Consider the following 19,265-nt stretch of genomic DNA (forward strand, 5'->3'; position numbering starts at 1 on the left):
CCTACCTCTGGGCAGGTCGTACGGCGGCTTCCTCCGCCCCTTCGGCGTCCGCCGCACGGGTGACGGCCGCCGGTGTGGCCGCCTTCGTCTCCTTCGTCCGTGCCTCCTCGGCCGCGCGCTCCACCTTCTCGGGCGTCACGAAGCGGTAGCCGACGTTGCGCACGGTGCCGATCAGCGACTCGTGCTCGGGGCCCAGCTTGGCGCGCAGCCGCCGTACGTGGACGTCCACGGTGCGTGTACCGCCGAAGTAGTCGTAGCCCCACACCTCCTGGAGGAGCTGTGCGCGGGTGAACACCCGGCCCGGGTGCTGGGCCAGGTACTTCAGCAGCTCGAACTCCTTGAAGGTCAGGTCCAGGACCCGGCCCTTGAGCTTGGCGCTGTACGTGGCCTCGTCGACCGACAGGTCGCCGTTGCGGATCTCCATGGGGGAGTCGTCCGCGGTGATCTGCTGGCGGCCCGTCGCGAGCCGCAGCCGTGCCTCGACCTCGGCCGGACCGGCCGTGTCCAGCAGGACGTCGTCGATGCCCCAGTCGGCGGTGACGGCCGCGAGACCGCCCTCGGTGACGACCAGGATCAGCGGGCAGCCCGGCCCGGTGGAGCGGAGCAGCTGGCACAGCGACCGCACCTGCGGCAGGTCGCGGCGGCCGTCGACGAGGATCACGTCCGCGCCCGGGGTGTCCACGAGCGCCGGGCCCTCGGCGGGGGCCACGCGCACGTTGTGCAGCAGCAGTCCCAGAGCGGGGAGCACCTCTGTCGACGGCTGGAGGGCATTGGTCAGGAGCAGCAGAGAACTCATCGTTCCCCCCATGCCCGGGTCGTCCTGCGGTCGTACACGGTTCGCCGGCCCATACGTCGGTTCCTCCTCGGTCCCTGCGAGGACGTTGCGGCACTGCTTCCTGCGTGGCTCCTCGCGCCCTGAGAGCCCTTGTTCACCTGTCTGTAACAACGGACGGAAAACACAAAAGGATCCGGGGGCTGCGTCGCCCGGATCCTCTTCCCAGGAGAATAGCCCACATGACTTCCGAGGAAGAGGGCGCGTTTCACATCGTGGATGTTCCCTCGCTCACGTCCGGTTCCCGGCGCGCCATGCTGCGTACATCCGACGGGGTCCGGATCGAAGCGGTCCATTCGCCGCTCGCGGCACCGCGCGCCGCAGGTGTCCCCGACACGGCCGTCGTGGTCGCCCATGGGTTCACGGGCTCGGTCCACCGGCCGGCGGTGCGGCGCACGGCGCGGGCGTTCGCCCGGCGGGCCGGGGTCGTCACCTTCTCCTTCCGGGGGCACGGCCGGTCGGGCGGCCGGTCCACGGTCGGCGACCGCGAGGTGCTGGACCTGGCCGCGGCGGTGCGCTGGGCGCGGGAGCTGGGGTACGCGCGCGTGGTGACGGTCGGGTTCTCGATGGGCGGGTCGGTGGTGCTGCGGCACGGGGCGCTGTTCAAGGACGCCCCGTCCCGGGCGGACGCCGTGGTCGCGGTGAGTGCCCCGGCGCGCTGGTACTACCGGGGTACGGCTCCGATGCGGCGGGTCCACTGGGTGATCACCCGGCCCGCCGGGCGGCTGGTGGGCCGCTACGGGCTGCGCACCCGCATCCACGACCGGGACTGGGACCCGGTTCCGATGTCGCCGGTCGAGGCGGTGCCGCTGATCGCCCCGACGCCGCTGCTGATCGTGCACGGCGACCGCGACCCGTACTTCCCGGTGGACCACCCGAGGATGCTGGCGGCCGCGGGACCGGCGGAACTGTGGTTGGAGGAGGGCATGGGGCACGCCGAGAACGCGGCCGGTGAGGCCCTGCTCGCCCGCATCGCGGACTGGCTGTCCCTGCCATAGCCCATGATGGAGGCCGACGAAAGGAGTGCCGCTATGGCAGCGGGGACCATCCGCTACTGGGCCGCGGCCAAGGCCGCCGCCGGGACCGCCGAGGAGCCGTACGCCGCGGAGAACCTGGCCGAGGCGCTGGACGCGGTGCGCGAGCGGCACCCCGGGGAGCTGACGCGGGTGCTCCTGCGGTGTTCGTTCCTGGTCGACGGTGATCCCGTCGGGACCCGGAGCCATGAGACCGTACGGCTGGCCGAGGGCGGCACGGTCGAGGTGCTCCCGCCGTTCGCAGGAGGGTGAACCCCACAGCATGAGCAGCGATCAGCAGTACCCGTACGGACACGGGTACGAGGACCCGGACGCCGCGCGGACGCCGGACGTCGCGCAGACGTGGGAGGGCCAGACCTGGGACACCCAGTACCAGCCGGCCGTCCAGCCCGCGCCGCAGCCGTACCCGCAGCCCGCCCAGCCGTACGCGGCGGACACCGCCTACCTGCCGGTGCAGGGCGCGGGCGCTTCCGAGGGCCCGGGTCCCGGTTCGTACCCGCTGCCCCCCGAGGTCCCGTACGAGGCCCGCGCCCCGTACGACCCGTCGGCACCGTACGGCGCGTCCGCCCCGCACGACCCCTACGGCGCGTCCGCCTCGCACGACCCGTACGGCGCCCAGGCCCCGTACGGAGATCAGGCCCCCTACGACCCGCCGACCACGCTCCTGCGGCCGGTCACCGACGGGGCGGCACCCGCGCCGGCCCGGGCCGCCGGGCCCGCCGACGGGCTCACCGCCGCGTCCGCCGCCGCGCCCGCCGGGCCTGGGTACGGCACGGCCACGACCTCGGGTCACGTGCGGCTGACCGACGCCCAGCGGGCCCGCGCCGAGGGCCGCTCGCCGATCATCGACCCGGGTATGCAGCCGGCCGTGCTGACCGCCGCGCTCGGTGGCCTCCTCGCCGCCGGCGCCGCCCTCGGGACGTACGGTCCACTCGTCCCGCTGGTCCTGCTCCAGGCCCTCACCGCCGCCGGCTGGTTCCGGCTCAACGGCATGTGGCCCGCCCGCCAGGGCATCGCGCTCGCCTTCGCGGGCGGCCTCACCGCGGACGTGGCGCTGCTCGCCGTCGGTGAGGAGCACGCGCCCGCCGCGCTGCTCGGCACGCTCGGGGTGTGGGTGCTGCTGGTGATCGTCCTCCAGCTGCGCAGCCACGCGGGCTCCGACGAGCGGCAGTACGGCCTGATGGCCACCGTCGCCTCGTCGGCGCTCGCGGTCGTCGCGGCCGGGTTCCTGGCCGCCGCGTCCGTCGCGTCCGACGCGGTCGTCGTGGGCGGCCTCGCGGTCGCCGTCGCCATCCCGGCCCGCGCCCTGCCCCTGCCCGGGCCGGCGACGCTCGTGGTGGCGCTGCTCGCCGCGGCCGGTGCCGGGGCCGCCGCCGGCGGGCTGACCGGCATGGGGGCGCAGGGCGCGCTGCTGGGCCTGGGCGCCGGGGTGTGCGCCCTGGCCGGGCACCGGGTGGCCGCCTACGACTACCCCTCCCGCTTCGTCCACATGACGGCCGGGGTGGCGCTGCCGCTCGCCCTCGCGGCGCCGGCCGTGTACGTGCTGGGGCGTGCGCTGGCCTGAGCGGCCGGAGCGGGGGAAGGGAACCAACGGGTGCCCCCGAACGTCGATCATGACGTCACGGGGGCGGTCGCCGACAGGGTGGGGGAACACCGAGCAATGCGAGCACTGCGAATACTGCTGATCACCGCTGTGGTCCTCGGTGGCCTCTTCGTCGTCGCCGACCGCCTGGCGGTGAACTACGCCGAGTCCGAGGCGGCCGAGCGAATACGGACCGCGCAGGCACAGGCCGGCTCCGCCGACGTCTCGATCGAGGGCTTCCCCTTCCTGACCCAGGTCCTGGGCAAGGAGCTGGACCGGGTCGACGTCACGCTCACGGGCGTGGAGGCGACGGCCGGCGGACGCCGGGTCCGCGTCACCGAGATGAAGGCCGCCCTGCGCGACGTGCGGCTGGAGGACAACTTCTCGCGGGCCGTCGCCGCCTCCGCCGACGGCACGGCGCGCATCTCGTACGCCGATCTGGGCGCGGCGTCCAGCGAGGACGTCACCGTCGGCTACGGCGGCAACGGCAAGGTCAAGGTCACCGGCTCGGTCGAGATCCCGTTGCTGGGCAAGGTCACCCGCAGCGTGCTGTCCTCGGTCAGCCTCGCCGGGGACGACACCATCCGCGTGCGCGCCGACAAGGTCCCCGGTGAGGGGCTCCCGGGCGTCGAGGAGCGGGTGCGCGAGCGCACGGACTTCGACCGCCAGGTCGGCGGGCTGCCGGCCGGGCTGAAGCTGCGGAAGGTCGAGGCGACGCCGGAGGGCGTCGTGGTCACGGTCACCGGCAAGGACGTCGTGCTGACCGGCTGAAACCGGCTTTCGGCCACATCGTGAGACGGGGCCGTCCGATCCGCAGATGGCGGGGGACGAAGCCCGGCGACACGGTCGGCCGCCACCCGTTCGGCCGAGTGTGCGTCCCACATCATGGACGATCGTGTCTCACGATGCGACACGCCGGTGACACGGCCGCCCGTCCGTCCCTACGATCGGCGTCATGAAGCGACAGGCGGACCTCACGAAGCGGCGGGCAGTAGACCTGTGCCGCGTCGCCGCCATGCTCTGTCGCTCCGTCTGAGCGGGAGCCCGACCTCCCGTATCCCAGGGCCCGTCACGCACCCCGAGGCCCGCCCCTGTGCCGAATCCGCCGCGTGGACCCGTACCCCCGTACGAGCGAGCGCGCAGAGGCGAAGAGCACCCGGCACCACCCCGCCACACCCCGCCGCACACTGCCCCGGAGGAGAACAGCATGAGCCGCAGCGACGTCCTGGTAGACGCCGACTGGGTCGAGGCCCACATCGACGACCCGAAGGTCGTCATCGTCGAGGTCGACGAGGACACGTCGGCGTACGACAAGAACCACATCAAGAACGCCGTCCGGATCGACTGGAAGCAGGACCTCCAGGACCCGGTCCGCCGCGATTTCGTCGACCAGGAGGGCTTCGAGAAGCTCCTGTCCGCGAAGGGCATCGCCAACGACGACACCGTCGTCCTCTACGGCGGCAACAACAACTGGTTCGCCTCGTACGCCTACTGGTACTTCAAGCTGTACGGCCACGAGAGCGTCAAGCTCCTCGACGGCGGCCGCAAGAAGTGGGAGCTCGACTCCCGCGACCTGGTCGACGGCTCCGAGGTCCCGAACCGCCCGGCCACCCAGTACAAGGCCAAGGCCCAGGACACCTCCATCCGCGCCTTCCGCGACGACGTCGTGGCCGCGATCGGCAACCTCAACCTGGTCGACGTGCGCTCCCCCGACGAGTTCAGCGGCAAGCTGCTCGCCCCGGCGCACCTCCCGCAGGAGCAGTCGCAGCGCCCCGGCCACGTGCCGAGCGCCCGCAACATCCCGTGGTCGAAGAACGCCAACGACGACGGCACCTTCAAGTCCGACGAGGAGCTCAAGGCGCTGTACGCCGACGAGCAGGTCGACCTGGAGAAGGACACCATCGCCTACTGCCGCATCGGTGAGCGCTCGGCCCTGACCTGGTTCGTGCTCCACGAGCTGCTCGGCCAGGAGAACGTCAAGAACTACGACGGCTCGTGGACCGAGTACGGCTCCCTCGTCGGCGTGCCGATCGAGCTCGGCGCCAACAAGTAGTCCCGGACCTCCCGTCCCTTCCCTCCCCGAAGACCCCTCAGGAGCACCCATGTGTGGAGCACAGGCCGGCGGCCCGGACGCTTCGACGATCAAGCCCGGTGAGACCACGATCCAGGGCCAGGTGACCAAGGACGGCGAGCCCGTCGTCGGTTACGTGCGTCTGCTGGACTCGACCGGTGAGTTCACCGCCGAGGTCCCGACCTCCGCGACCGGTCAGTTCCGCTTCTACGCGGCCGAGGGCACGTGGACCGTCCGCGCCCTCGTCCCGGGCGGCACGGCCGACCGCACGGTCGTCGCCCGGCAGGGCGGCCTGGCCGAGGTCGCCATCGCCGTCTGACGGCACCGCTCACTGGCCGCAGGGCCGCGCCTCCTGGGGGTTGGACGCTTACCGGGACCGAGGTGCGGCCCTTCGGTCGTTTCCGTCCTACGCTGGACGTATGTACGCCCGGCGCCGGCACGTGTACTTCGTGATGATGACGGCCTGCCTGGTGCTCTTCGTGGGCGCCTGGGCCGTCGTACGGCTGTGGTCCACGCCCGCCGCCGTCGCCATGTGCTTCGTCGCCATGGTCATCCCGCCGGTCGCCGCGATGGTCGCCAACCGGCGGGGCCCGGAGGACCGCTGGTGGGACGACCCCAGCGGTGACCCCACGTCCGACGAGTGGTGGGACGAGCTCGACGGCAAGCGCAGACGCCGGTGACGGCAGCCCCTCGGACCCCGGGCCGGCGTACCGCCGCAGGCGGGCGTCAGTAGACCAGCGCCTGCGCGTCGTCGGCCAGCGCCTCGCTCACGAAGACCTGCGCCCCCGCGATCCGCACGCCCTCCAGGACGTCCTTCTCGGTGATGTCGCGCCGCGCCGCGCACTGTGTGCACAGCGTGACGCGCCCGGCCGCCAGAACCGAGTCGATCAGGTCCGGCAGCGGCGCCGCGTGCGGCAGCTCGAACTCCGCCGCCCGGCCCGGCAGCGCGAACCACGAGGACTCACCGGTCAGCCAGAGCGAGACCTCCACCCCGCTGGCGACGGCGACCGCCGCCACCGTGAAGGCCTGCGAGCAGCGCTCGGGGGCGTCGGCCCCTGCGGTCACCTTGATCACGAGCTTCTTCGCCATACGCCGCACTGTAGTGCGCGGCGGGGAACCTCACACGGAGGGCCATGGCCCCACCCATTACGCTGGGACCCGGCCCTTTCTTCGCCCACACCGCTCACCGAGGAGCATCCTGTGCTTGAGGCTTTCTTCTCCGCCCTGCTGGTCCTGGTCTGCGTCGGCGTGCTCGGCTTCGCCGTCCTGACCGTGAAGAAGCTGTACCAGGGCCAGCGCTGACCACTCCTACAGATCGACTGAGCTGCTCATGATCGAGATTCCGTCCGACCTGAACCCCGACCTCGTCCCCCTCGCGTTCCTCCTGGGCACGTGGGAGGGCGCGGGCGTCTCCGACTTCCCCGGCGCCGAGAAGTGCAACTTCGGCCAGTCCGTGACCTTCAGCCACGACGGCCGGGACTTCATCGAGTACACCTCCCGCACCTGGGTCCTGGACGCCGAGGGCAACAAGGTCAAGCCCCTGGAGTCCGAGAGCGGCTACTGGCGCATCGACAAGGAGCGCAAGGTCGAGATCGTGATGGTGCGCGACCAGGGCATCGTCGAGGTCTGGTACGGCGAGCTCGCCGACCAGAAGCCGCAGATCGACCTGGTCACCGACGCCGTCGCGCGGACCGCCGCCTCCGGGCCCTACAGCGGCGGCAAGCGGCTCTACGGGTATGTGAAGGGCGACCTGATGTGGGTCGGGGAGAAGTCGACGCCCGAGGTGCCGCTGCGGCCCTACATGTCGGCCCACCTGAAGAAGGTCGTCACGCCCGAGCAGGTCGAGGCCTGGGCGAAGGACCTCGGCGACCTGCCGGACGACGGCATCGCGTTCTTCAAGTAGCCCTCCGGCAGCCCTCGGTCTTCGCGGTCGGTGCTCCTACACTGGAGCGCGTGGTGAGCACCGACTGGAAGAGCGACCTGCGGCAGCGCGGCTACCGGCTGACTCCCCAGCGCCAGCTTGTCCTGGAGGCGGTGGACGTCCTGGGGCACGCGACGCCCGACGACATCCTCGGCGAGGTGCGCAGGACCGCCTCCGGCGTGAACATCTCCACCGTCTACCGGACGCTGGAGCTGCTGGAGGAGCTGGGCCTGGTCAGCCACGCCCACCTCGGCCACGGCGCCCCCACCTACCACCTCGCCGACCGGCACCACCACCTGCACCTGGTGTGCCGCGACTGCGCGGACGTCATCGAGGCGGACGTGGAGGTGGCCGCCGAGTTCACCGCGAAACTCCGCCGCACCTTCGGTTTCGACACCGATATGAAGCACTTCGCGATCTTCGGGCTGTGCGAGAAGTGCGCGAAGAAGGCCCCGGGGGCCGAAGAGGCCCAGGAGGCCGGTGCCCCGTCCGGCGGCGAGTCGTAGGCTGATCACATGCTGCGACATTCACCGACCAGCCCTCTCCTGTCCGTGCCCGGCGCCGTGCCCGCCGAGGGGCGCGACGAAGGTGTCGCCGCGCACTACGGCGACCTGTTCCGCGAACAGCGCGCCCTCGCCGCCGGCACCGGCCTGGTCGACCTGAGCCACCGCGGGGTCGTCACCGTCACCGGCGAGGACCGGCTCGGCTGGCTGCACCTGCTGCTCACGCAGGCCGTCAGCGAACTCCCCGCCGGCCAGGCCACGGAGGCGCTGATCCTCTCCGCCAACGGCCACATCGAGCACGCGCTGTACCTCGTCGACGACGGCGAGACGGTCTGGGCGCACGTCGAGCCCGGCACCCAGGAGGCCCTCATCGCCTACCTGGAGTCGATGAAGTTCTTCTACCGGGTCGAGGTCGCCGACCGGACGGAGGACATCGCCGTCGTCCACCTGCCGGCCGGCTCGATCGCCGACGTCCCGGACGGCGTCGCCGTACGGGAGACCGCGTACGGCCGCGACCTGTTCCTGCCGCGCGGCGACCTGGCGGCGTACGCCGAGAGCCATGGGCCGCTCGCCGGGATGTGGGCGTACGAGGCGCTGCGCGTCGAGGCGCACCGCCCCCGGCTCGGGTTCGAGACCGACCACCGCACCATCCCGCACGAGATCGGCCTGATCGGCACCGCCGTCCACCTCCAGAAGGGCTGCTACCGGGGCCAGGAGACCGTGGCGCGCGTCCACAACCTGGGGAAGCCGCCGCGCCGGATGGTCTTCCTGCACCTCGACGGCAGCGAGGTGCACCTGCCCCCGCACGGCACGCCGATCCGGCTCAAGGCCGACGGTGAGGAGGGCCGGCAGCTCGGGTTCGTCACCACCGCCGTACGCCACCACGAGCTCGGCCCGATCGCGCTCGCCCTGGTCAAGCGCAACGTCCCGGTGGACGCGGAGCTGCTCGCGGGCGGCACGGCCGCGGCCCAGGAGGTCGTGGTCGAGGCGTAGGGCGCGGCCGGGGCATCGAAGGCCGCGCCCGCCCCGAGAAGCCGGGCGCCCCGGGCGCCCGGTTCCTCGCGGGCCCGGGTGGCCCGGACGCCCCGGCGGGTCTCAGACGTCGACGACGAGGGTGAACGGGCCGTGGTTGGTGAGTGAGACCCGCATGTCCGCCCCGAAGCGGCCCGTCGCCACCGTCGCCCCCAGTTCCCGCAGCCGCGCCACCACCTCGTCGACCAGCGGCTCGGCGACGTCACCGGGCGCCGCGGCGTTCCAGGTGGGGCGGCGGCCCTTGCGGGCGTCCCCGTAGAGGGTGAACTGCGAGATCACCAGCAAGGGCGCGTTCACGTCCGAGCAGGACTTCTCGCCCTCCAGAATCCGCACCGACCACAGCTTCCGCGCGAGCTGCGCCGCCTTGTCGGGCGTGTCCTCGTGGGTCACGCCCACCAGGACGCACAGCCCCTCGCCCACGATCTCGCCGATCGTCTCACCGGCGACGACGACCGAAGCCCCGTCGACCCTCTGTACCACCGCACGCATACGTACCAACCTATCCGCGTCCGAACGGGTGCACGCGACTGCATCGACACCGGCACCAATGGCACCATGCCTCTCAGGCGGTGCTTCCCCTCGGCCCTTCGGGCCCGGGGAGACCTCAAGCACCGGTCGAGGGGACGGATTCCTATGAGTACACCTGGCGCCGGGCAGACGCCGCATCCCGTACCGATGACATGTGCCGGTGGCAGGGGGCCGCTGCGGCCTCCCGCCCAGCGGACCGGTGACGCCGTCCTCCCGGAGGCGCGGCAGCACGACCTGAAGGGCATGCGGCTGCCCGAGCTGCGGGCCCTGCGCCGCGACTCGCACGGCGACGAGGCCGACCTCAGCTACGTACGGAGGCTCCTCCAGGGGCGGATCGACATCCTGCGCGCCGAGCTGGCCCGCCGGGGCGGGACGGAGGTGCCGGTGGTCGACCGGCTGTCGGAGATCCTCGCCGACACCCCGTCGCGTCATCGGTCGTCGGCCCGCCACGTGACGGTGGGCACGCCCCGCGGCGAGGAGTACCGGCGGCTGGCCGCCGAGATGCTGGCGGAGGTCGAGCTGTCGGACCTGACCGCCCGAACGGACGAAGAGCTGCACGCCGCGATGGGACGGCTGGCGCGCTACGAACAGCAGGTCTCCCGGCGCCGGCAGCAGCTCCAGCGCACGGCCGACGACTGCAGCGCCGAGATCGCCCGCAGGTACCGTGAGGGCGAAGCACAAGTGGACGACCTGCTCCGCTGAGGACGCCCCAGGGGGCAGGTCACCATCCCGGAAGGAAGGCCCGCCACCATGACCTCCTCCGCCAACGCGATCATCCCCCCGGTCCTCGCCGAGGTCGTCCGCTCCGGGTTCGTCGAGGGGCACCACCGGGGGTCCCTGGTCCTGCTCGGCGCGGACGGCACCGTCGAGATGTCGGCCGGCGACCCGGCGGCCCCGGTGTTCCCCCGGTCGTCCAACAAGCCCATGCAGGCCGCGGCGGTGCTGCGGGCCGGCGTGGACCTGTCGGGCGAGCGGCTGGCGCTGGCCGCCGCGAGCCACTCCGGTGAGCCGTTCCACCTCGACCTCGCCCGCAAGATGCTCGCCGAGCACGGCTTCACCGAGTCCGACCTGCTGACCCCGCCGGGCCTGCCGCTGGACCCGGTGGAGGCCGAGGCGCACCTGGCCGCCGGCGGTGTCAGGGAGCGGATCGCCATGAACTGCTCGGGCAAGCACGCGGCGATGCTGGCCGCCTGCGCCGTGAACGGCTGGGACCCGGCCGGCTATGCGGACCCGGCCCACCCGCTGCAGCGGCTCGTCCGCGACGAGGTCGAGGCGGCGACCGGCGAGACGGTGCCGGTGGTCGGTGCGGACGGGTGCGGCGCGCCGCTGATGGCGACCAGCCTGGTGGGCCTCGCGCGGGCGTTCCGCTCGTACGTGCTCGCCGAGCCGGGGACCCCGCAGCGGCGGGTCGCCGACGCGATGCGCGCGCACCCCGAGTACGTGGCGGGGACCCGGCGGCCGGACACCTGGCTGATGCGGGACGTGCCGGGCGCGCTGTCCAAGATGGGCGCCGAGGCCGTCCAGGCGGTCGCGCTGGCGGACGGCCGGGCGCTCGCGTTCAAGATCGACGACGGTTCCGGGCGGGCGCTCGGCCCGGTCCTGGCGCGGGCGCTTCGGATCCTCGGCGTCGACGGCCCGGCGGTCGACCGCATCGCCGACGCACCGCTGCTGGGTGGCGGCCGGCGGGTCGGGGAGATCCGCGCCGCCTTCTGAGCCGCCGCGGACGGGCGGAGCGCGCCGCAGGGCCCGCCGTGGACGGGCGCCGGAAAACCGGGTGCGGGGGCCGGGGCGCGCCGCCTAGCGTGACGCGCATGAGCCTCGACGTCCGCGCGGTCACCGAGTCCGAGTTCCCCGACTGGCTGCGTGCCCGCCGCATCGGTTTCATGCAGCCGCCGACCGTCACGGAGGAGGAGGTCGCGCAGCGGCTGCCCCACGTCGACCTGGCCCGGACCCGGGGGACGTTCGACGGCGGGCGCTGCGTCGCCACGTTCCGCTCGTTCGCGCAGGAGCTCTCCGTGCCCGGCGGCGCCCGCGTCGGCGCGAGCGCGGTGACCAACGTGGCCGTCGCACCGACGCACCGGCGGCGCGGGCTGCTGAGCCGCATGATGGCGCTGGACCTGGCGGCGGCCAAGGAGCGTGGGGACGCCGTCTCGACGCTGATCGCCGCCGAGTACCCGATATACGGGCGGTACGGGTACGGCCCGGCCACCTGGACCACCGAGTGGACCGTCGACGTGCGGCGCGCCGGGCTGGACCCGCGCTGGTCGGGGCCGGACGACGGCGGTCGCGTCGACCTGGTCGAGCCGCGGGACGTCCGCGCGGTGGGCCCCGCCCTGCACGACCGGCTCGGCGCCGTCCGGCACGGCGTGGTCAGCCGCGACCGGCGGGCCTGGGACATCGCCACGGGCGCCGCGCTCCTGTCCGGCCGGCCGTGGCAGGAGCCCTTCTACGCGACGTACCGCTCGGCGGCGGGCGAGCTCGAGGGGTACGTCTGCTACGTCACGGACGACACCTGGGAGGACAAGCAGCCGCTGTGCGGCGCGACCGTGCGCGACCTGATCGCCGTGACCCCCGCCGCCGAGCGGGCCCTGTGGCACTTCGTCTGCTCGATCGACTGGGTGATCACGGTCAGGTCCGGCTACCGCGCCCCCGACGACCTGCTGCCCCTGCTGCTGCCCGACCCCCGGGCGGCGCGGATCACCACGCACGCCGACCTGATGTGGCTGCGGGTCCTCGACGTCGCCCGGGCCCTGGAGGCGCGGACGTACGGCGGAAGGGGCTCCCTGGTGCTGGAGCTGGTCGACCCGGCGGGTCTGGCGGGCGGCCGTTTCCGGCTGGACGCCTCGCCGGAGGGCGCGTCGTGCGTGCCCACCACCGCGTCGCCCGACCTCACGATGGACGTGGCGGAGCTGGGCGCGCTGTACCTGGGCGACGAGTCCGCGGTACGGCTCGCGGCCCTCGGGAGGGTGGAGGAGTCGAGGCCGGGGGCGGCGGCGCTGGCCGACACGCTGCTGCGCACCCCGCGCCGGCCGTGGTGCCCGGACGTGTTCTAGGGCCTGTGCGCACCCGTCCGGATCTGACACCCTCGTCCCTACCCCTGGTCCCCGACCCCCTGGCGGCAGCTGTGTACGACGACCTCATCGACGTCATCGGCGGCACCGAGCACGTCCTGTTCGGCTTCGACGGCCCGCTGTGCCGCCCCGGTCCCCCGGCGGCGGTGTGGCCCACGCCCTACGCCGACCCCCTGGTCCGCACCCTCGCCGCGGTCGGCACGGGCCTCGCGGTCGTCGGCGGTGCCTCCCCGGCCGCGGTGCGGGCCTACCTCGCCGGCCGCGGCCTGGCCGGCTGCTTCGGCGCGCGGGTGTACGGCGACCTCGGGACCGCCCTCGCCTCGCTGGACGCCCGGCCGTCCGCGTCCCTGCTGATCGGCGCCACGCCCGGCGACGTGACGGCCGCGCGGGAGGCGGGCGTGGCGTTCCTCGGGTACGGCCGGGACGAGCGGGGCGCCGAGCCGCTGCGCCGCGCCGGGGCCCGGTGGGTGCTGCCGTCGCTGGAGCCGGTGCTCACCGCCGTACGCTCGGCGGCGCGGCGCTCGGCGGGCACGTACGCCTCGGGCGGGAACGCCTCGGGTACGGGGGCGGCGGGGACCCCCGCCGAGCAGCGCACCTGACGGGCCGGGACGGCGGACCGGGTCACACGGTCAGCACCACCTTGCCCAGCAGGCTCCGGTTCTCGATCGCCGCGTGCGCCTCGGCCGCCCGCTCCAGCGGGAACCGCCCGCCGATCACCGGGCGCAGCCGCCCGGCCGCCGCCTCCGCGAGCACCCGGCCCAGCAGCCGGACGTGCTCCCGCTCCGGCAGCCGGACGTCCCCGATGCCCAGCAGCCGCACCCCGCGCCGCTGTGCCGAGGCCGGGTCGACCGGGGCGAACCCGCCGGTCGGCGCCCCGTGCGCGGAGAACCGCCCCCCGTCCGCCACCAGCCCGAACGCCGCCGCGCCCACCTCGCCGCCCACGCCGTCCAGCACGACGTCCGCCCCGGCGGGACCGAGCGCCCCGCGCGCCCGCTCGACCCAGTCGGGCGGGCCCGGGTCGACCACCGCGCCGGCCCCCAGCTCCCGCACGAGCGCGGTCTTGCGCGCGCCCCGCGCGGTGCCGACGACCCGCGCGCCCGCCGCCTTCGCCAGCTGGACGAGCAGCGTGCCCATCCCGCCGGACGCGCCCACCACCAGGACCGTCTCGCCGGGCTTCGGCTCCGTCGCCTCCAGCAGGGCGGCCGCCGTGACGCCGTCGTGGACGAGGGCCACCGCCTCGGTGAGCGCCAGCACCTCGGGGACCGGCGCCAGCGAATCGACCCCGGCGACGGCACGCTCGGCGTACCCGCCCGTGACGCCGAGCGAGGCGGCCACCCGGCGGCCCGACCACACCGCCTCGTCGACGCCCGCGCCGACGGCCCGGACCGTGCCGGCGATGCCGCCACCGGGCACGTACGGCGGTTCGAGGGCGAAGAACTCGCCGCCCCAGCCCGACCGCAGCTGGGTCTCCAGGTAGATGGTGTCGACGGCGGCGACGTCCACCAACACCTGCCCCGGCCCCGGCACCGGGTCCGGTACCTCGGCCGCCACCAGGACCTCCGGTCCGCCGAACCTCGTCGCCCGCACCACGCGCATCGCGGTCACACCCTCCCGTTCGCCGGCGGGCCCCGGTCCGTCCGGTGCCGGCGGGGACGAGTCTGGAACGTCAAGTCCGCTTGAGGTCAACGGATGCGTAGGCTCGGCGGCATGAGCGGTGACATGGGGCTGCGCGAACGCAAGAAGCGGCGGACGTACCGGACGATCTCCGACACGGCGATCGCCCTCTTTCTGGAGCGGGGCTTCGACCGGGTCCCGGTCGCCGAGGTCGCGGCGGCGGCCGAGGTCTCCAAGCCCACGCTCTTCCGGTACTTCCCGACCAAGGAGGACCTGGTCCTGCACCGGTTCGCCGACCACCGCGAGGAGGCGGCGCGCGTGGTCGCTGGACGCCCGGGGGGCGTCGGCCCGCTGGAGGCGCTGCACCGCCACTTCACCGGGGGACTCGCCCGCCGCGACCCGGTGACCGGGCTGAACGACGACCCGGACGTGCTCGCCTTCCACCGGCTCCTGTACGGCACGCCCAGCCTGATCGCACGGCTGTACGCGTACCAGGGCGCGTCCGAGGCGGCGCTCGCGGACGCGCTCGGGGGAGGCGGGCTGCGGGACCGTCTCGCGGCGGGCCAGATCGTCGCCGTACAGCGGATCCTGGCGGAGGAGAACTGGCGGCGGATCGAGGCGGGGGAGACCGCCGACGGGGTGGAGGCGGACGCGGTGGCCGCCGCCGGACTCGCCTTCCGGCAGCTGGCGGAGGGCCTGCGCCTCTGAGACGGCGGCCCGGCCGCCGCTCCCTCCCGCGGAAGCGGCGGCCCCTCGCGGGCACCCCCCTGCGGGGGCCCGCGTCACCGTCACGGCACCACGGTCACCCCCCTGCCGGGGCCCGTCCCACCGTCACCACATCACGGGCAGCCGCTCCGGGATCCGCTTCATGAAGCCGGTCCGCCACACCAGCTGCTCGATCGGCACCGCCAGCCGGAGGCCGGGCATCCGGTCGAGCAGCGCCTCCAGGGCGATCTCCGCGTGCCTCTTGCCCAGCGCGGTCGCGGGGCAGTAGTGCCGGCCGCCGCCGAAGGACAGGTGGGCGGCGCCGTTCTCGCGCGTGAGGTCCACGGTGTGCGGGTCGGGGAACACCTCCGGGTCGAAGTTGGCCCCCTCGACCAGCACCAGCACCAGCTCGCCCCGGCGCACCTCCACGTCGCCGAGCGTCACGTCCTCCGTCGCCAGGCGGGGCAGCCCGTCGCCGATGGAGAGGTTGACGCGCAGCAGTTCGTCGACGGCCGCCGGGATCCTCCCGCGGTCGGCGAGGAGTTCGGCCTTCAGCTCCGGGTGCTGGATCAGGGACACCAGGGCCATGGTCAGGAAGCCGGAGGTGGAGATGACCCCGGCGCCGAACATGGTCACACCGACCGTGGCCAGCATCTCGTCGGTGAGGTGGGCGTAGTCCGGGTCGTCGCGCAGCGCCGCCAGTTCGGCCATCAGCCCGGTGGTGGCCGGGTCGTCCAGGCGCTCCACCATGTACGCGATGTCGCGGTCCCAGTTCAGCTTCGCGCCGGCGATCGGGCAGGCGGAGTTCATGAACGCGATGTCCAGGCTCCGCATCAGGCGGGGCGCGTCCGCCTGCGGGATGCCGAGGATGTGGCAGTGCATGGCGGCGGAGTACGGGTCGGCGAACCGCCCCCGCAGGTCTCCCGGCGCCCCGTCGTCGAGGATGCGGTCGGCCAGGTCGGCGGCGGCCGACCGCATCCACTCCACCAGGCCGGGGGCCTTCGGGTTGAGCGCCTTGAGTACGGCCTTGCGCAGGCCGGCCCCGGTGATGTTGCCCATGTTGTTGACGACCTCGGGCGGGATCGTCAGCGCGTACTGGCGGGGCACGCCCGGTGCGGAGGTGTCCTTGAGGCTGAAGCGCGGATCCTCCAGGACCCGCTTGCACAGCGCGTGGGAGGAGACCAGCCACGCCTCGTCACCGGCGATGGTCCGCACCCGCCTGACCGGCCGCTCCTTGCGCAGCAGCTCCACCTCGGCGGGGACGCGGTCGCCGCGCCAGGAGAACGGGAAGTCGAGAAGCTCGTCGGGCAGTGTCTCAACGGACATCGGGGGAAGCTCCTTCGGCGGCGTGCTGAGCGCGCTGTACGGGGGTGACGACGGCATGGCCCTGGTTGCGGGAGGCGCGCAGCCCGGAGCCGCGCGAGTAGAGCAACTCGGCCATCGGCAGCAGCTGGTGGTAGCAGTTGAGGGACGACGGCACGCCCAGGATGGCGGGAGTGTCGAGGAACAGCGGAGCCTCGGCGCACACGTACTCGACGCACACCTCTCGCTGCCGGGCCGTGGGCGTCCTGCCGTCCAGGACCCTGGAGGAGAGGAACGCGTCGATGAGCGCGTCGCACGTGGCGCGGAAGTCGGGGTCCGTCTCCAGCCGGTTCAGCAGGTGCCGGTGGATCTCCCGGTACGCCGGGTTGTCCAGGAAGGCCGACATGGGGTGGGCGCGCAGCCGCCGCCCGTCGGGGTCGACGGCGGCGACGGCGTTGGTGACCTTGGCTCGTACGCCCCGGAGGTTCTTCACCGCTTTGCGGCGGGCGTCCTCGGGGGTGTAGCCGGATGCCTCGTACATCTCGGCCACATGGAGGTCGGTGTAGACGAAGTCCACCCGGTCGAAGTGGGCGGTGCCCCAGCGGGCCAGGTCGGTGACGCGGTGGGCGGAGAAGTAGCTGTTGCCGGGCGAGACGCCGATCACGGCGTGGGCGCCCTCGGCGTGGATCACCCGGCAGTGGGCGGTGTAGGGCTGAACGGTGAACAGACCGGCAGCGGGGTCCGGAGTGGTGAAGGGCTGAATCTCGAAGACGGTGTCAGTCGTCAACTGTGAGGTCCTTCGCGCCGCTAGTCCCTGGGGAGCCTCGTGCTCCTGGTGTGGCGACGACGCCGTGAAGTTAGCTTTCGTGCACGGAGAGTGTCAATGATCACTCGTTCGTTACTGTCGCGTACATGAAGAATTACCCTCCGTGTCACCTGGTGTTCATTCATGAACCCGGTAAGAAACGTGACTCGGTTGCTCTATTCTGGTCGTCATGACGTCACTCGACCATGAGCTGAGCAAGGAACGGACCCACCACGACACCTGCCGCGCCGCCCTGCACCGCATGGTCGACGGCGCCGCCCACCACGTCGTCACCGGCGAGGACGTCTCCGCGTCGGGCGCCGACGCCGAAGTCCTCGGCCACCACCTGCGCAGCCGCGCCAAGGCGCTGCGCGAGCTGCCGCCCGGTCCGCTGTTCTTCGGCCGGCTCGACCGCGAGGACGGGCAGTGCCACCACATCGGCCGCCGCCGCATCGGGGAGCACCCGGCGTCCCCGCCGCTGGTCGTCGACTGGCGGGCGCCCGTCGCGCGCGCCTTCTACCAGGCGAGCGCCCGCGATCCGCAGGGCGTCCGGGTGCGCAGGCGGTTCGGCTGGGCGCCGTTCAGCGGCGGCGACTCCGCGGACCTGACCGGCCTGGAGGACGAGCACCTGGCCGCCGGGGAGGCCGGCCCGCCGAGCGCGATCCTCGCCGGGGAGATCGAACGCCCCCGGATCGGGCCCATGCGGGACATCGCCGCCACCATCCAGCCCGAGCAGGACGACCTGGTCCGGGCCGGCCTCGACGCGTCCCTCTGCGTCCAGGGCGCCCCGGGCACCGGGAAGACCGCCGTCGGGCTGCATCGGGCCGCGTACCTCCTCTACACCCATCCGCAGCGCATCCGGCGCGGCGGGCTGCTGATCCTCGGGCCCAACCGCACGTTCCTGTCGTACGTCTCCGAAGTCCTGCCCGCGCTCGGCGAGTCGGACGTCCGGCAGTCCACGGTCGAGGAGGAGATCGACCGGGGCCACCCGGTGCGGGCGGTCGACCCGCCCGCGGCGGAGGTGGTCAAGCACGACGCCCGGATGGCCGGTGTCCTGCGGCGCGCCCTGTACGCGCGGGTGGGCGCGCCCTCCGAACCGCTGGCCGTCCCGGACGGCTCGTACCGGTGGCGGGTGCCGCTGGAGGAGCTGGCCGCGATCGTCGAGGAGGTGCGCGCGGAGGCCCCGCCCTACGCGGTGGGGCGGGAGCGGGTGCGCGGCCGGGTGGTGCGGGAGGTCCAGCTGCGGGCGGAGCGGCGGGCGGGGCCGAGGGGTACGGCGTGGACGCGGCGGATCGAGCGGTCCCGGGCGGTGACGGCCCTGGTGGACGCCTGCTGGCCGAGGGCCGTCCCCGAGGAGGTCCTCGCCGGGGTGCTGGCCGACCCGTGCGACCCGGCGCTCACCGCGGCGGAGCGGGAGGCGATCCGGTGGCGGCGGCCCCCGCGCTCGTACCGGTCGGCGCGGTGGAGCGCGGCCGACCTGCTGCTGCTCGACGAGCTGGCCGGGCTGATCGAACGCCCCGCCGGATACGGGCACATCGTGATCGACGAGGCCCAGGACCTCTCCCCGATGCAGTGCCGCGCCATCGCCCGCCGCGCCGGCTTCGGCACCCTCACCGTCCTCGGCGACCTGGCGCAGGGCACCACCCCGTGGGCGGCCCGCGACTGGCGGGAGCAGCTGGCGCACCTGGGCCGGACGTCGGTGCCCGTGGTCGCCCTGACGACCGGCTTCCGCGTCCCCGCCGGTGTCGTCGCGCTCGCCAACCGCTTGCTCGACGCCCTCGACGTGGACGTACCGCCCGGCCGGTCGCTGCGCCGGGACGGCAAGGTGACGATCCGTGAGGTGCCGGATGTGCGGGAGGCCGTGGTCGGGGCCGTGCGGGCGGCGCTCGCCCGCGAGGGCTCCGTCGGCGTGATCGCCGCGGACCGGTCGGCCGACGGGCTGCGCGCGGCGCTGGACGGCGCGGGCCTCACCGGGCCCCGCGTCACGGTGCTGCCGGCCACGCTCGCCAAGGGCCTGGAGTACGACCACGTCGTCGTGGCCGAGCCGGCCGACGTCGTCGCGGCCGAACCGCGTGGGCTGAACCGTCTGTACGTGGTCCTCACCCGCGCGGTCTCCCGCCTCGACGTCCTGCACAGCGCGCCGCTGCCCACGCCGCTGCGACGGTCCTGAGCGCCTCGCCGGCCGGGTCCCGCGGCACGCCGCGCGGGCGGCGCGGCGCGGCGCGGAGGACGCGACGGCGAGGGAGACGACGAGGAGCCCGTGCC

The 19,265-nt window shown here is 73.8% G+C and carries 23 protein-coding genes; 17 read left to right on the forward strand and 6 right to left on the reverse strand.

The window, feature by feature from the left end:
* Position 1: 1 nt before the first annotated feature.
* A complete protein-coding gene (locus tag IE109_RS08565) occupies positions 2-796 on the reverse strand; it encodes a response regulator transcription factor (RefSeq protein WP_189550179.1) in 795 nt (264 codons plus the stop codon).
* A 218-nt stretch (positions 797-1,014) separates the two neighbouring features.
* Between IE109_RS08565 and IE109_RS08570 the strand changes: the two genes are divergently transcribed.
* From IE109_RS08570 to IE109_RS08600, 8 genes are all read left to right on the forward strand, one after another.
* Positions 1,015-1,830 (forward strand): alpha/beta hydrolase, encoded by an 816-nt coding sequence (locus tag IE109_RS08570; RefSeq protein ID WP_189550180.1) that lies wholly within the window; start codon positions 1,015-1,017, stop codon positions 1,828-1,830.
* 33 nt (positions 1,831-1,863) lie between these two features.
* Positions 1,864-2,118, forward strand: coding sequence for a MoaD/ThiS family protein (locus tag IE109_RS08575; protein WP_189550181.1), 255 nt, complete (start codon positions 1,864-1,866; stop codon positions 2,116-2,118).
* 10 nt (positions 2,119-2,128) lie between these two features.
* Positions 2,129-3,430 (forward strand): hypothetical protein, encoded by a 1,302-nt coding sequence (locus tag IE109_RS08580; protein ID WP_229890789.1) that lies wholly within the window; start codon positions 2,129-2,131, stop codon positions 3,428-3,430.
* 96 nt (positions 3,431-3,526) lie between these two features.
* Complete coding sequence (locus IE109_RS08585; protein WP_189550183.1) at positions 3,527-4,219, forward strand: LmeA family phospholipid-binding protein; 693 nt, start codon at positions 3,527-3,529, stop codon at positions 4,217-4,219.
* A gap of 184 nt (positions 4,220-4,403) precedes the next feature.
* Positions 4,404-4,484, forward strand: a complete 81-nt coding sequence (locus IE109_RS34000) for a putative leader peptide (RefSeq protein WP_350497993.1) — start codon at positions 4,404-4,406, stop codon at positions 4,482-4,484.
* 171 nt (positions 4,485-4,655) lie between these two features.
* Positions 4,656-5,501 carry a sulfurtransferase gene (locus IE109_RS08590; protein ID WP_189550184.1) on the forward strand — a complete coding sequence of 282 codons (846 nt, stop codon included), beginning with the start codon at positions 4,656-4,658 and terminating at the stop codon, positions 5,499-5,501.
* 49 nt (positions 5,502-5,550) lie between these two features.
* Positions 5,551-5,838: a DUF1416 domain-containing protein gene (locus tag IE109_RS08595; RefSeq protein WP_189550185.1), complete on the forward strand. Its 288-nt coding sequence runs from the start codon at positions 5,551-5,553 to the stop codon at positions 5,836-5,838.
* Between the two features lie 100 nt (positions 5,839-5,938).
* Complete coding sequence (locus IE109_RS08600; RefSeq protein ID WP_189550186.1) at positions 5,939-6,199, forward strand: DUF3099 domain-containing protein; 261 nt, start codon at positions 5,939-5,941, stop codon at positions 6,197-6,199.
* A gap of 46 nt (positions 6,200-6,245) precedes the next feature.
* Here IE109_RS08600 and IE109_RS08605 read toward each other — a convergent pair whose 3' ends face one another.
* On the reverse strand, positions 6,246-6,608 hold the full coding sequence (locus IE109_RS08605; protein ID WP_189550187.1) for a DsrE family protein: 363 nt from the start codon (positions 6,606-6,608) through the stop codon (positions 6,246-6,248).
* A gap of 241 nt (positions 6,609-6,849) precedes the next feature.
* Between IE109_RS08605 and IE109_RS08610 the strand changes: the two genes are divergently transcribed.
* The 3 genes from IE109_RS08610 to ygfZ are packed head-to-tail and all read left to right on the forward strand — an operon-like array spanning position 6,850 to position 8,936.
* Positions 6,850-7,422 (forward strand): heme-binding beta-barrel domain-containing protein, encoded by a 573-nt coding sequence (locus tag IE109_RS08610; protein WP_064067591.1) that lies wholly within the window; start codon positions 6,850-6,852, stop codon positions 7,420-7,422.
* Between the two features lie 50 nt (positions 7,423-7,472).
* The gene (locus IE109_RS08615; protein ID WP_189550188.1) at positions 7,473-7,946 is read left to right on the forward strand and encodes a Fur family transcriptional regulator; all 474 of its coding nucleotides are present in this window, start codon (positions 7,473-7,475) and stop codon (positions 7,944-7,946) included.
* 9 nt (positions 7,947-7,955) lie between these two features.
* Positions 7,956-8,936 carry a CAF17-like 4Fe-4S cluster assembly/insertion protein YgfZ gene (gene ygfZ / locus IE109_RS08620; protein WP_189550189.1) on the forward strand — a complete coding sequence of 327 codons (981 nt, stop codon included), beginning with the start codon at positions 7,956-7,958 and terminating at the stop codon, positions 8,934-8,936.
* A 102-nt stretch (positions 8,937-9,038) separates the two neighbouring features.
* Here ygfZ and dtd read toward each other — a convergent pair whose 3' ends face one another.
* On the reverse strand, positions 9,039-9,464 hold the full coding sequence (dtd, locus tag IE109_RS08625; protein WP_189550190.1) for a D-aminoacyl-tRNA deacylase: 426 nt from the start codon (positions 9,462-9,464) through the stop codon (positions 9,039-9,041).
* Between the two features lie 144 nt (positions 9,465-9,608).
* Here dtd and IE109_RS08630 point away from each other — a divergent pair, with 144 nt between their 5' ends.
* From IE109_RS08630 to IE109_RS08645, 4 genes are all read left to right on the forward strand, one after another.
* Positions 9,609-10,205, forward strand: coding sequence for an RsiG family protein (locus tag IE109_RS08630; protein WP_189550191.1), 597 nt, complete (start codon positions 9,609-9,611; stop codon positions 10,203-10,205).
* Positions 10,206-10,253: 48 nt separating this feature from the next.
* Positions 10,254-11,216, forward strand: a complete 963-nt coding sequence (locus IE109_RS08635; protein WP_189550192.1) for an asparaginase — start codon at positions 10,254-10,256, stop codon at positions 11,214-11,216.
* Positions 11,217-11,314: 98 nt separating this feature from the next.
* Positions 11,315-12,556: a GNAT family N-acetyltransferase gene (locus IE109_RS08640; RefSeq protein WP_189550193.1), complete on the forward strand. Its 1,242-nt coding sequence runs from the start codon at positions 11,315-11,317 to the stop codon at positions 12,554-12,556.
* Between the two features lie 5 nt (positions 12,557-12,561).
* On the forward strand, positions 12,562-13,173 hold the full coding sequence (locus IE109_RS08645) for an HAD family hydrolase (RefSeq protein WP_229890791.1): 612 nt from the start codon (positions 12,562-12,564) through the stop codon (positions 13,171-13,173).
* A gap of 22 nt (positions 13,174-13,195) precedes the next feature.
* On the opposite strand, the gene IE109_RS08650 is transcribed toward IE109_RS08645, so the two are convergent.
* Positions 13,196-14,170 carry a zinc-binding dehydrogenase gene (locus IE109_RS08650; protein ID WP_189550550.1) on the reverse strand — a complete coding sequence of 325 codons (975 nt, stop codon included), beginning with the start codon at positions 14,168-14,170 and terminating at the stop codon, positions 13,196-13,198.
* Between the two features lie 111 nt (positions 14,171-14,281).
* On the opposite strand from IE109_RS08650, the gene IE109_RS08655 reads away from it, so the two are divergent.
* The gene (locus IE109_RS08655) at positions 14,282-14,896 is read left to right on the forward strand and encodes a TetR/AcrR family transcriptional regulator (RefSeq protein ID WP_229890793.1); all 615 of its coding nucleotides are present in this window, start codon (positions 14,282-14,284) and stop codon (positions 14,894-14,896) included.
* Positions 14,897-15,019: 123 nt separating this feature from the next.
* On the opposite strand, the gene IE109_RS08660 is transcribed toward IE109_RS08655, so the two are convergent.
* Together IE109_RS08660 and IE109_RS08665 are read right to left on the reverse strand one after the other, a co-directional pair.
* Positions 15,020-16,219, reverse strand: coding sequence for a cytochrome P450 (locus IE109_RS08660; RefSeq protein ID WP_189550195.1), 1,200 nt, complete (start codon positions 16,217-16,219; stop codon positions 15,020-15,022).
* Positions 16,209-16,982: a cyclodityrosine synthase gene (locus IE109_RS08665; protein ID WP_189550196.1), complete on the reverse strand. Its 774-nt coding sequence runs from the start codon at positions 16,980-16,982 to the stop codon at positions 16,209-16,211. Before IE109_RS08665 ends, IE109_RS08660 begins: the two co-directional genes overlap by 11 nt.
* 208 nt (positions 16,983-17,190) lie before the next feature.
* Between IE109_RS08665 and IE109_RS08670 the strand changes: the two genes are divergently transcribed.
* Complete coding sequence (locus IE109_RS08670; RefSeq protein ID WP_189550197.1) at positions 17,191-19,170, forward strand: HelD family protein; 1,980 nt, start codon at positions 17,191-17,193, stop codon at positions 19,168-19,170.
* The last annotated feature ends 95 nt before the right edge of the window (positions 19,171-19,265 follow it).

The organism is Streptomyces lavendofoliae (assembly GCF_014649735.1).
GTDB lineage: Bacteria > Actinomycetota > Actinomycetes > Streptomycetales > Streptomycetaceae > Streptomyces > Streptomyces lavendofoliae.

Bases quoted from the DNA above. Each gene is read 5' to 3' on its own strand.
- IE109_RS08565 (WP_189550179.1), bottom strand. From the start codon at position 796: ATGAGTTCTCTGCTGCTCCTGACCAATGCCCTCCAGCCGTCGACAGAG.
- IE109_RS08570 (WP_189550180.1), top strand. From the start codon at position 1,015: ATGACTTCCGAGGAAGAGGGCGCGTTTCACATCGTGGATGTTCCCTCG.
- IE109_RS08575 (WP_189550181.1), top strand. From the start codon at position 1,864: ATGGCAGCGGGGACCATCCGCTACTGGGCCGCGGCCAAGGCCGCCGCC.
- IE109_RS08580 (WP_229890789.1), top strand. From the start codon at position 2,129: ATGAGCAGCGATCAGCAGTACCCGTACGGACACGGGTACGAGGACCCG.
- IE109_RS08585 (WP_189550183.1), top strand. From the start codon at position 3,527: ATGCGAGCACTGCGAATACTGCTGATCACCGCTGTGGTCCTCGGTGGC.
- IE109_RS34000 (WP_350497993.1), top strand. From the start codon at position 4,404: ATGAAGCGACAGGCGGACCTCACGAAGCGGCGGGCAGTAGACCTGTGC.
- IE109_RS08590 (WP_189550184.1), top strand. From the start codon at position 4,656: ATGAGCCGCAGCGACGTCCTGGTAGACGCCGACTGGGTCGAGGCCCAC.
- IE109_RS08595 (WP_189550185.1), top strand. From the start codon at position 5,551: ATGTGTGGAGCACAGGCCGGCGGCCCGGACGCTTCGACGATCAAGCCC.
- IE109_RS08600 (WP_189550186.1), top strand. From the start codon at position 5,939: ATGTACGCCCGGCGCCGGCACGTGTACTTCGTGATGATGACGGCCTGC.
- IE109_RS08605 (WP_189550187.1), bottom strand. From the start codon at position 6,608: ATGGCGAAGAAGCTCGTGATCAAGGTGACCGCAGGGGCCGACGCCCCC.
- IE109_RS08610 (WP_064067591.1), top strand. From the start codon at position 6,850: ATGATCGAGATTCCGTCCGACCTGAACCCCGACCTCGTCCCCCTCGCG.
- ygfZ (WP_189550189.1), top strand. From the start codon at position 7,956: ATGCTGCGACATTCACCGACCAGCCCTCTCCTGTCCGTGCCCGGCGCC.
- dtd (WP_189550190.1), bottom strand. From the start codon at position 9,464: ATGCGTGCGGTGGTACAGAGGGTCGACGGGGCTTCGGTCGTCGTCGCC.
- IE109_RS08630 (WP_189550191.1), top strand. From the start codon at position 9,609: ATGAGTACACCTGGCGCCGGGCAGACGCCGCATCCCGTACCGATGACA.
- IE109_RS08635 (WP_189550192.1), top strand. From the start codon at position 10,254: ATGACCTCCTCCGCCAACGCGATCATCCCCCCGGTCCTCGCCGAGGTC.
- IE109_RS08640 (WP_189550193.1), top strand. From the start codon at position 11,315: ATGAGCCTCGACGTCCGCGCGGTCACCGAGTCCGAGTTCCCCGACTGG.
- IE109_RS08650 (WP_189550550.1), bottom strand. From the start codon at position 14,170: ATGCGCGTGGTGCGGGCGACGAGGTTCGGCGGACCGGAGGTCCTGGTG.
- IE109_RS08655 (WP_229890793.1), top strand. From the start codon at position 14,282: ATGAGCGGTGACATGGGGCTGCGCGAACGCAAGAAGCGGCGGACGTAC.
- IE109_RS08660 (WP_189550195.1), bottom strand. From the start codon at position 16,219: ATGTCCGTTGAGACACTGCCCGACGAGCTTCTCGACTTCCCGTTCTCC.
- IE109_RS08670 (WP_189550197.1), top strand. From the start codon at position 17,191: ATGACGTCACTCGACCATGAGCTGAGCAAGGAACGGACCCACCACGAC.